This is a genomic window from Deinococcus maricopensis DSM 21211, from assembly GCF_000186385.1.
Lineage (GTDB): Bacteria > Deinococcota > Deinococci > Deinococcales > Deinococcaceae > Deinococcus_B > Deinococcus_B maricopensis.
In genome coordinates this window covers 3,271,640-3,282,500 of sequence record NC_014958.1, presented here as the reverse complement: position 1 = coordinate 3,282,500, position 10,861 = coordinate 3,271,640, and the positions used below count along the sequence as shown (strand labels likewise).

The following is a 10,861-nucleotide window of genomic DNA, read 5'->3' as shown; positions in this document are numbered from 1 at the left end:
GGCGCCCGCCGACCGGTGCGTACCCGTGCGGGTCGGCGCCCTGCACGGGCGGCAGCACCCGCAGGTAGCTCGCCGCGGGCCGCACCGTGAACCCCTGCGCCGCGAGGGCCGGCAGACCCGGCGCGGGCGGCACCTCCAGCTGCGGGTACTGCGCGTACGCGCGCCCGTGGCGGCGGATGACGCCCAGGTCGTGCTCCAGCAACGTCATGCTGTCAGCGCCCGCGGCGACAATCACCACGGGCGCGCGGACCTGCTCCTCGCGGGCCACGACGATCTGGTGCGTGTTCGTCACGTCCAGGCGCCGCAGCGTGACGCCGCCCGGCGTCAGGCGCGCCTCGGTGTTCAGCGCGAGGTCCGCGCCGAGGCGCACCGCTGCGTACCCGTAGCTCAGCGCGAGCGTGCTGCCGCTTCCCACGCCGCCCAGCGGGTCGAAGGTCACGGCGACCACGCTCGGCCAGTCCACGAGCGTCTGCACCTGCTCGCGGGCGGGCGCGCACAGGGAGGCCAGGAACGTCTCTGGCGTGAAGGTCCGCAGGCCGGCTGGGGGCGGCGTCGCGGGCTCGTCCGTGAAGTGCAGGTGCGCGTGCCCGCACGCGATGAACGGCGGGTCGTGCGGACGCGCCGTGCCCGTCTCCACTTCCGGGTTCGCCCAGAGGTGCCGCACCCACGCGGCGCGCGCCGCCCACGCTGCGGGCAGGCCCTGCCGGTGCCACACGCCGGGCGCGTGCAGCGTCGCGCCATCCTCGCTGGGAATGCCGCCGCGCTCCGCGATGAGCACGCGCGCGCCCACCTGCAGGCGCCGCAGGTAGAACGCCGCCGCCAGGCCCATGCGGCCCGCGCCGATGATCACGACGTCATACGAGGTGTCCGGGAGGGCGTGTTGCGCGTGCGTGAACACGCGCCCAGCGGTTGGGCGGGCAGCAGAGGAGGCGCTGGAGGTCACGTGTCCATCATGCCCGCGCGCGCGCCGCGGAAGTGCGAGAATGAGCGGTTTTCCACGTGTGAGTGTTCTCATAAGCTTCGGAAAAGCGTCAGGCTATACTTGCCGAACCATGCGAGCCCCGCTCTTCCTGCGCGCCCTGCGCCCGCTGGCCCTGCTGGCCGCGCTTGGCGCGGGCGCCGCGCACGCCGTGAACATCCGGGTGCTAGTTGCCAGCGCCCCCCAGCTGACCGTCCGCACGCCCCTCACGAACGCCGCGCTGCCCGGCACGACCGCTCAGCCGGCCGGCGCGACCGAATGGGTCATCGGCGTGCGCGGCCGGAACCTCACGGTCGGCGGCCAGGACTCCGGCAGTGACGCCCTGTACCTCCCGCCCGCCGCGAACAGCACCCTCGAGATCGCCGGGCGCACCTACCGCGGGGGCGTGCAGCTGCGCGCCGTGAATGGCGGCGTGCAGGCCGTGAACGTCGTGGACATGGAAGCGTACCTGCGCGGCGTCGTGCCCGCGGAGATGCCCGCGTCCTGGCCGCAGGAGGCCCTCAAGGCCCAGGCGGTGATTGCCCGCACGTACGCCGCGTCCCGCGTGAACCCGAACGCCCCCTACGACGTGTGCGCGACCGAGCAGTGCCAGGTGTACGGCGGCGTGGCGCGCGAGGCAAACAACAGCGACGCCGCCATCAACGCCACCGCCGGGCAGGTCGTGTCGTACGCCGGGCGGGCTGCCAAGACGTTCTTCTCCAGCGACTCGGGCGGGTTCACGGCGTCCAGCGCGGAAGTGTGGGGCGAGGCGCTTCCGTACCTCGTCGCGAAGGCCGACCCGGCGTCGCAGGGCCCCAAGAGCCAGTGGTCCATGAGCGTGCCGTACCCGCGCGTCGCGGAGGTGGCCGCGCGGTACGGCGTGCGCGTCGGCCGCGTCACGGGCGTGCAGGTGACGCGCGCGAGCGCCTCTGGTCGCCCGCAGGAGCTCACCCTGACCGGCACGAGCGGCACCGCCCGCCTCGCCGGCGCGGACGCTGGCGGGTTCGTGCGCTCGCTCGGCGCGTACAGCACCCGCGTGACCTTCACGCCCGGCGCGGACGCGCTGCTCGTCGCCGGTGCCGGCAGCGGGCACGGCGTGGGCCTCTCGCAGTACGGCGCGTCCGGCCTCGCGCAGCAGGCGTGGACGCACCTGCAGATCCTTGGCTTCTACTACCCCGGCGCGAGCATCAGCGCGCTGCTGGGCGTCGCCGGCAAGGGCCCGCTCCTCGCGGATACCGTGCCGCTCAACGACGCCGCGCGCCTGCAGGCGTTCACCGCGCGCCACGCGCCCGCCCCGCTGACCGCTGTGACGCCCACACTGCACCTCGCGGGCCTATGAAGCGCCGCCTCGCGCGCCTCGCCGCGACGGTCACGCTCGCGCTGTGCGCGTTCGCGAGCGCCCGCACCGTCGAGATCGTGCAGGCTGACCGCCTGGAACTCCGCAAGGTGGACGGCCAGGAGATCGTCGTCATCAGCGGCGAACGCGTGCAGCTCAAGGTCGACGACGACGTCATCAACGCCTCGCGCGTCGAGTACAACCGCACGCGCCGCACCCTCACCATCGTCGGCAACGGCACGTACCTGTCTCACCCCAAAGGCCCGACGGGCGTCACGACCGAGCAGGTCCTGCGCGGCCAGGACCTCGTCGTGGACCTCGGCACGCAGGCCCTCACCGGCGAGGACGTGCTCGTCAGCGACGCCGCCCTCGAAATCCGCGGGGAGGACGTGCAGCGCGTCCCCGGGCAGCTGCAGGTCAACAGCGGGTACTTCACGCCGTGCGCCCGCTGCGGCCGCACCCCCAACGACTACGCCTTCCGCGCCGAACGCATCCTGCTCTACCCCGGTGACCGCCTCGTCGCGTACCGCGCGACGCTGCTGCTCGCCGACGAGCCGGTGCTGTACCTGCCGGTGATCGTGCTGCCGCTCGGCGACCCGGACCGCCAACCGAAATTCAGCGTGTCACGCGACACCACCGACGGCCTGACCGCCGCCGCCGACCTGCCGTTCGTGATCGGCAGCAAAGCTTTCGGGTACACGCTGCTGCGCTTCTACCAGAACCGCAAACCCGCCGTGGGCTTCGGCGTGCAGCTGCGCGCGTACGCGCCCATTCCCACCATGGAACGCGCCGACGTGTACGCCCTCGTGAACCCCCGCCCCCTCCCGGACACCGGGTACGAGGTGGACGCCAGCGTCCGCGCGAACGGCCGCGTGCCCCTCACGAACACCGAAAACGGCCTCACGTACAGCGTGAACCTCGCGCGGCGCGACATCGGCCGCAGCCGCACCGACCCGGAACGCGGCGTCACGGCCGTCGAGGCAACCGCCGCCACCACCATCGACGGGCACGCCTTCAGCGTCTCGTACGTGGACCGCTGGGGCCGCTCCCTGAAAACGCGCCTCGACGTGCCGCTGCGCCTCCCGGAAGTAACGTACGACCCGCCGAAGTTCACCGCCGGGGACCTCAGCGGCGACTTCGCGTTCACTGTCGGGAACTACACCGCGCCCGCCCGCACCGGCAGCGTCGCCGCACGCACCAGCCCGAACCTCTCCACCGTGCGCCTGGAGGAGCGGCACACGCTCGCATTCACGAACGCGCCGTGGTCGAACGCGACGCTCAGCGTCACGAACACCTTCACCGGCCGGTACTACGGCACGGGCGCGCGCGTCGTCGACGTGAACCTCGACGCGAACCTCACGCAGAGGTTCGGCGTGAAGAACCAGCACGCCCTCACGGTCCGCTACCAGTACGAACGCAAGGAAGGCTACAGCCCCTTCGACTTCGACACGACGTACTACACCCGCATTCTGCGCGCCCCGCTCACCGCCACCCTGACCCTGCAGGCCGCCGACGGCGTCACGGTCACTGCCGGGCAGACGTACGACTTCTTCCTGCCGCGCCCCCGCCAGGCCGCCGCGACGTTCGGCGTGAACCTGAACCGCAGCCGCACCATCGGCAAGGGCCCCAACAGCTACACCAGCAGCAACAGCGCCACCCTGACCTTCAACCCGAACCTGTTCACCGGCAAGGTGGACGGCAGCGGCTCGTTCAGCGTCACGCCCGCGCGCGGCGTGAACGTCAGCGGCAACGCCAGCTACACCACCGACGCCGGCCTCGGCCCGGCCACCGGCGCGATCACGCTCACCGGCAACACCAGCGCTGACCAGGCGAAGGTCGAAGCCGTGTACGACCCGGCCGCGCGCCGCCTGGACCGCATGACGTTCAGCGTGAGCGGCGTGAGCGTGTACGACACGGTCCTGAACCCCGTCACCCTGAACGCCACCGAAACGGTGTACTTCGCGCCGTACACCATCGACTACCGCGTGGAGCGCGCCACCGGGACGTTCAGCGTCCGCTGGCGCAACGTGACCTTCGCCAGCGACCACAACCTCACCTTCCCGAACGGCAACAAGGCCAGCGACACCGTGAACTTCAGCGTCGGCAGCACCGAAGGCAGCGCGAACAGCTGGAACGTCCGCTACGGCGGCCTGTACGACCTCGCGCGCGGCGGGTGGGTCGCGCCGCAACTCACGGCGCGCGCCAGCGCCACCCGCCCCGGGCAGAGCATCGCCGCCGAAGCGACCCTGAACGTCCCCGGCCTCGATCAGAAGATCACCGAACTGAGCCGCGCGCGGCTCACCGCCAACTGGGACGCCAGCAGCCGCTTCGCGATCCGCGCGAACGCCGAATACAACCGCTACCGCGCGCCGGACGGGCACCTCACCGAACGCCTCACGCTCAGTCCCGTCGCGTTCACGGTCGCGCTCGGCAACCGTCCCCGTCCGGACGCGTACGTCAGCACCATCCTCAATCAGGAACTCCGCTGGGAGAACGGCGTCCTGCAGGCACCTGGGCGCCTGGAGCCGACGTTCCTCGTCACGGTGGACCGCTGCTGCTGGGCGCTGCAGGCTGAAATCAACCCGGGCGCGCAGCGTTTCCGCGTGACCGTCGGCCTGCCGGGCAGCGTGAACGTCCCCGCCTTCGAGGCCACCCCCAGCGGCCCCCGCTTCCCCGGCCTGCCCACCCCCTGACCGCCCCGCAAAGGAGCCCCGCATGCGCCGCACCCTGATTGCCGCCCTCGCCCTGCCGCTGCTGCTCGCCGCGTGCACCGGCACCGAGGAAACCCCACCCAACCTGCGTCTTGTTGTGGCCGACGTGAGCGGCACCACCGTGCGCGCCTACAACCCCACCACCGGCGCGCAGACCGCCACGCGCGCCAGCGACGCGCCGGTCGTGAGCCTCATCGATGACGGCACCGGCACGCGCGTCCTCGAAACGCGCACCACCGGCGTGCGCCGCATCGACGCGGCCCTGACGCCCGGCGGCGCGTTCACGGCCCTCACGCCCGCGCCGTGCCTGGTGCGCGCGCGCGCCAGCGAGAGCCGCGACCTGCTGGCGGTCCTCAGCGCCTGCACCGGCGAACTGCAGCGGCTCGCGCTGTACCGCGCGGACGGCACGCTCGTCTGGCAGGCGACGCTGCCGCCCCCCACGCCCACCACCGCCGAAGCCACCCGCTTCGCCGTGACCGACGGCAGCACCGTCACCGTCGCCCGCCCGAACCTCACGGGCGGCAGCGACGTCCTGCGCATCACCGACGGGACGCCCGCGACGCTGTTCAGCACGGACGCCACCATCAACGACCTCGCGGTGTACCGCCGCACGCTGTACGCCGCGACGAACAGTGATGTCCGCCCGGTAAACGTCGACGCCGCCCCCGCCCTCGGCGCGGCCGTGTTGAGCGGCAAGGCGTCGCGGCTGTTCACCGGCCTGAACCTGCTGGCCGCGTGGAACGTCGACAGCGGACGGCTCACGTTCTGGAACGGCACGGCCGGCACGTCCACGCCGCTCGACCGGACGTTCACGGACCTGCGCGACCTGACCCTCGCGTCCGACGGGTACGCGTACGTCCTGACCGGCACGGACGTAACGCGCCTCGACACTTACAGCCTCACCGGCACCACGGGCGGCACGCCGACCGTGATTATCGGCGGGCTCAGTGACGCGCGCGCCCTCAGCTGGGTGATTCCCCCCGACACGGCCACCACCCCCTGAGCGCAGGGCCTAAGGTGGGGCGCCCGGGTTCGCGCCACCCAGGATTCCTGAACTCGGTTCAATTCTCTGGTGACTTGGGGTACGCTGCGAACATGACGTCCACCACCGTGCACGTGGCCCGCAGCGGCCCCGTCGCCACGCTCACCCTCGCCAGCAAACGCGGCGCGTTCGGCCCCGCCTTCTGGCGCGACCTGCCTGCCGCCCTCGCGGACCTCGGGGACGCCCGCGCCCTGATCATCCGCGGGCAGGCAGGCACCTTCAGCGTCGGCCTCGACCTCCACCAGACCGCGCCCATCATCGCGGCCGCCCTCCCACAGGACGGCGAATTCCTGCGCCTCGTGGACGAGATGCAGCAGGCCCTGAACGCCCTCGCGGCCCTGCCCATCCCCGTCATCGCCGCCGTGGACGGCTGGTGCATCGGCGCGGGCCTGGAGCTCATCAGCGCCTGCGACGTGCGCCTCGCCACAACCAGCGCGCGCTTCAGCCTCCCCGAAGTCACGCTCGGCATCGTCGCCGACCTGGGCGGCCTCTCCCGCCTCCCGCCGCTCATCGGCCTCGGACGCACCCAGCACCTCGCCCTCACCGGCGACCCCATCGACGCCCCCACCGCGCTCAACTGGGGCCTCGTCACCGAACTGCACGACACCGAAGACGCCCTGCTGACCCGCGCCGAAACGCTCGCCGCGCGCCTCGCCGCCCTGCCCCCCCGCGCCGCCGAAGGCACCAAACGCACCCTGAACGCGCACCTCCCGCACGCGGACAGCCTGCGCCACGCCGCGCAGTGGAACGCCGACCACCTCGACCTGAACGCCCTCGGCGCGCACCTCCAGAAGCTCAGCCGCTCCAACGGCTGACCCCCCCCTCGAAAGGACCACCATGACGCACTTCACCCCGGACCTCCTCGCCGGCAAGCACGCCCTCATCACTGGCGGCGGCAGCGGCATCAACCTCGGCGTCGCCCGCGCGTTCGCCGCGCACGGCTGCGCCGTCACCCTGCTCGGCCGCACCCTGGAACGCACCGTCGGCGCCGCGCAGGACATCACGGCCGCCGGCGGGCGCGCCCTCGGCGTCAGCGCCGACGTCCGCGACCCCGAAGCGCTCACCGCCGCCACGCAACAGGCCGTCGACGCCTTCGGACCCATCGACATCGTGCTGTGCGGCGCCGCCGGGAACTTCCCCGCGCCGTTCGAGGGCATCAGCACCAACGGCTTCAAGAGCGTCATGGACATCGACCTGCTCGGCACCTTCAACACCATCAAGGCCGCCACGCCGCACCTGCGCGGCCCCGGCAGCAGCGTCCTCAGCATCAGCGCGTACGGCATGCCCGTGCCGCTCCAGGCGCACGTGTGCGCCGCGAAAGCCGGCGTGGACCGCCTCACCGAGGTGCTCGCCCTCGAATGGGGCATGCGCGGCGTGCGCGTGAACGCCATCATCCCCGGCCCCATCGACGACACCGAAGGCATGCGCCGCCTCGCGCCCACCGACGCCGCCCGCAAGAGCGTCATCCGCAGCGTCCCCCTCGGCCGCTTCGGCATCAAGGACGACATCGCGAACGCCGCGCTGTTCCTGTCCAGCGACGCCGCCAGCTTCATCACCGGCGTGATCCTCCCCGTGGACGGCGGCAGCCGACTGCTCGGCCCTGGCGTCCTCGTGAACGCCATCATGGAATCCCAGAAACAAGGCTGAACCGGCCATCTGCGCGAACCCCCGCGAAATCGGGGGTTCGCCTTCATGTGCATATGGCCATGCCGCCGGGCGCGTGCGGTACGCTCCGCACATGCCGCCCTTCCCCGCGATGCCCGTGCGCCTCGGCGCGCACGTTCTGGAAGGCCACACCCTGCGCGTCTGGGGCGCCACCGACGTCCTCACCGTCTCCTTCCCGCTGGAGGGCGTCGCCCGCGTCCGCGCCCTGCCGGACTGGCGCGCCGAGACCCTCACGTACCCGCACGTCCCGCCCAAGCACAGCTTCGCGGGCGTCCCGCAGGACACGGGCCTCACCCCGGACGTCCACGAGGACGGCCCGCACCTGACCGCGCGCGCGGGCGGCCTGAGCGTCACCGTGGACCGCGCGAGCGGCGCGTGGATCATCACGAACGACGCCGGCGACCCCCTCGCTGCGGCGCTCGACTGGCGCGCGAACGGCGGCAGTGACCGCGCGCGCAGCACCCTCACCCTGCACGCGCCTGCCCGGGCCGCGTACCTGGGCTTCGGCGAGAAGGTCGGCCCGCTGGACAAACGCGGCCTGAGCTTCACGTTCTGGAACACCGACTGCTTCCCGCACCACACCGAAAGCGACCCGCTGTACGCCAGTATTCCCTTCACCACCCGCCTCCTGGACGGACGGGCCAGCGGCGTGTTCCTCGACGAGACGTGGCGCATGGACGTCGACGTCGCCCGCACGCACCCGCACGAACTCCGCTGGGCCAGCGCCGGCCCCAGCCTCGACGTGTACGTCATTGACGGACCGCACCCCACGGACGTCCTGCGCCGCTACGCCGCCCTCACCGGCCACGCGCCCCTCCCGCCCCTGTGGGCCCTCGGCGCCGCGCAGTCCCGCTGGGGGTACGAGAGCGAACATGACCTGACGCACGTCATCCGCGGGTACCGCGAACGCGACCTGCCGCTCGACAGCGTGTACGTCGATATCGAGTACATGGACGCCTTCAAGGTCTGGACCTTCGACCCGGGGCGCTTCCCCGACCCGGCCCGCACCGTGCGTGACGCCCTCGCGCACGGCGTGCACCTCGTGCCCATCGTCGACCCGGGCGTGAAGCAGGAAGCCGGCTACCGCGTATACGACGAGGCCGTGCGCGACGACCACCTCGTCCGCACCGCGCGCGGTGACGTGCTCGTCGGCGAGGTCTGGCCCGACCCGGCCGTGTACCCGGACTTCACGCGCGACGAAGTCGTCGCGTGGTGGGCCGAGCAGCACCGCGTCTTCGCGGACCTGGGCATCACCGGACAGTGGAACGACATGAACGAGCCCGCCGCGTTCAGCGTGCGCGGCGACCCCGCCGCCGAAGGCAAAACCCTCCCGAACGACGCCCGCCACGGCCTGCGCACGCACCTGGAAGTGCACAACGCGTACGCGAACGGCATGAGCGCCGCGACCCGCCAGGGGTACGCGCGGTACGCGCCGCACGCGCGCCCCTGGGTGCTCACCCGCGCCGCGTACGCCGGCATCCAGAAGCACGCGACCCTGTGGACCGGCGACAACACCAGCACCTGGAGTCACCTGGCCCTCAGTCTCCCCATGATCATGGGCCTCGGCCTGAGCGGCGTTCCGTTCGCCGCCGCGGACGTTGGCGGCTTCCACGGCGACACCACCGGCGAGCTCCTCACCCGCTGGTACCAGGCGGCCGTCGGGTACGCGTTCCTGCGCAACCACAGCGCGAAGGGCAGCGTCATGCAGGAACCGTGGCGGTTCGGGGAGCCGTACCTGAGCGTCATCCGCGACGCGTTGCGCCTCCGCGCGCGCCTGCTCCCGCACCTCTACACCCTCGCGTGGCAGGCGGCGCGCGAGGCGCTGCCCGTGATGCGGCCCGTCGCGCTGCACCACCCGGACGACCCGCACGCCGCGCACGACGACACCACCTACCTGCTCGGGGACGCCCTGCTCGTCGCGCCCATCCTGCACGCCGGGCACACCCGCCGCCTCGTGAACCTTCCGGGCGCGCGCCCCTGGGCAGCGGTGTTCAACCTCACGCCGGGCACTCAGGTGCACCCGGGCGGGCACGCCGCCGTCGCGGACGCCGCCCTCGACACGCTCCCGCTGTACCTCCGCGCGGGTGGCGCCGTGCCCCTCACCGAGCCCGCCCCGCACACCACCACCGCCCGCTGGGCGCACCTCACCTGGCTGATCCACGCGGGCGACGCCGTCCACGGCGCCCTGTACGAGGACGACGGCGACGGCCACGGCCCGCACCGCCTCACCGAACTGACCGGCGCGCTCGACGGCGCCACCCTGACCCTCACGCGCACCACGCACGGCGACCTCGCCGTGGACCGCCCACACGACACCCTCGTGCTGCTCGGCCTCCCGGACGGCGACGTCCGCGTGACGGGCGCGGCCCACTGGACGCGCGACGCCCACGCCGTCCATGTGACCGCGCCCGCCGACTGGACGACCCTGACCGTGCAGGTGCAGGCATGAAGGTCCGCTTCACGGCCCGCAGCGTCCGCGCGCGTCTCGACGATCTCGAAACCGAAGCGCTCACCGTCCTCGGCCACCCCCAGACGCTCACCGTCCCGTTCCCCGGCGGGCACTGGACACTCACCCTGCAGCCCGGCGACCACGACCGCGCGCGCGGGCAGGGGGGCACCCTCACCGTCACGCTCGGGCCCGCCACGCGCGCGCGCCTCGCCGATCCCCGCGAGGAAGGCGTCGAACTGCGCACCGACGACACGCGCATCCTGGTCGAGAAGGACTACGGGCCGCAGCACCTCACATGAAACACCCCGACCCCCGCACGTACGCCACGTACGCCGACGGCCTCCAGGCCGCCGTCGCCCTCATCGACGGACGCCTCCACCCGGACAGCGCGCGCTTCACGTGGGAGGACGCTCCCGTGTTCACGTACTGGGTGCCGGAAGCGCTGCTGGAACGCCTGGGCCTGCTGGCACGCGCCTACGACCTGCGCGTCCTGTCGCGCATCAACCGCGAGGAGCAGCTGCGCATCCCCCGCCAGCAGAGCCGGCAGGTGCTCGATGAACTCGCGTTCCTCGCCAGCTTCATCGAGGACCCCGCCCTCGCGCCCGTCATGGCCTGCATCCAGAAGGTCGCGCACCGCACCCTCACTGCGCCGTACCCGCACTGGCTGCTGCTCGAACTCAACTGACCGAAGGAACCCACG

The 10,861-nt window shown here is 72.6% G+C and carries 9 protein-coding genes (1 of these 9 only partly in view); 8 read left to right on the top strand and 1 reads right to left on the bottom strand.

Translation table 11 applies throughout. The features are described from left to right. Positions 1-943, bottom strand: partial view of an FAD-dependent oxidoreductase gene (locus DEIMA_RS15530; protein WP_043816843.1) — the 5' portion only. Its footprint begins 320 nt before the window's first position; 943 of the gene's 1,263 nt are visible here — the first part of the coding sequence; the start codon lies at positions 941-943; the stop codon falls past the left edge of the window. A gap of 109 nt (positions 944-1,052) precedes the next feature. Here DEIMA_RS15530 and DEIMA_RS15525 point away from each other — a divergent pair, with 109 nt between their 5' ends. The 8 genes from DEIMA_RS15525 (at position 1,053) to DEIMA_RS15490 (ending at position 10,846) form a co-directional block, all read left to right on the top strand. Continuing rightward, positions 1,053-2,297: a SpoIID/LytB domain-containing protein gene (locus tag DEIMA_RS15525; RefSeq protein ID WP_013558232.1), complete on the top strand. Its 1,245-nt coding sequence runs from the start codon at positions 1,053-1,055 to the stop codon at positions 2,295-2,297. Further along, on the top strand, positions 2,294-4,987 hold the full coding sequence (locus DEIMA_RS15520) for an LPS-assembly protein LptD (RefSeq protein ID WP_013558231.1): 2,694 nt from the start codon (positions 2,294-2,296) through the stop codon (positions 4,985-4,987). The genes DEIMA_RS15525 and DEIMA_RS15520 overlap by 4 nt, the downstream gene beginning before the upstream one ends. A gap of 22 nt (positions 4,988-5,009) precedes the next feature. Beyond that, a complete protein-coding gene (locus DEIMA_RS15515; protein WP_013558230.1) occupies positions 5,010-6,008 on the top strand; it encodes a hypothetical protein in 999 nt (332 codons plus the stop codon). 92 nt (positions 6,009-6,100) lie between these two features. After that, the gene (locus DEIMA_RS15510; protein ID WP_013558229.1) at positions 6,101-6,862 is read left to right on the top strand and encodes an enoyl-CoA hydratase-related protein; all 762 of its coding nucleotides are present in this window, start codon (positions 6,101-6,103) and stop codon (positions 6,860-6,862) included. Positions 6,863-6,884: 22 nt separating this feature from the next. Then, complete coding sequence (locus DEIMA_RS15505) at positions 6,885-7,694, top strand: SDR family oxidoreductase (RefSeq protein ID WP_013558228.1); 810 nt, start codon at positions 6,885-6,887, stop codon at positions 7,692-7,694. A 91-nt stretch (positions 7,695-7,785) separates the two neighbouring features. Beyond that, positions 7,786-10,161 (top strand): glycoside hydrolase family 31 protein, encoded by a 2,376-nt coding sequence (locus DEIMA_RS15500; RefSeq protein ID WP_013558227.1) that lies wholly within the window; start codon positions 7,786-7,788, stop codon positions 10,159-10,161. Next, the gene (locus tag DEIMA_RS15495) at positions 10,158-10,460 is read left to right on the top strand and encodes a DUF7009 family protein (protein ID WP_013558226.1); all 303 of its coding nucleotides are present in this window, start codon (positions 10,158-10,160) and stop codon (positions 10,458-10,460) included. The genes DEIMA_RS15500 and DEIMA_RS15495 overlap by 4 nt, the downstream gene beginning before the upstream one ends. Further along, complete coding sequence (locus DEIMA_RS15490; RefSeq protein ID WP_013558225.1) at positions 10,457-10,846, top strand: hypothetical protein; 390 nt, start codon at positions 10,457-10,459, stop codon at positions 10,844-10,846. The genes DEIMA_RS15495 and DEIMA_RS15490 overlap by 4 nt, the downstream gene beginning before the upstream one ends. Positions 10,847-10,861: the final 15 nt, after the last annotated feature.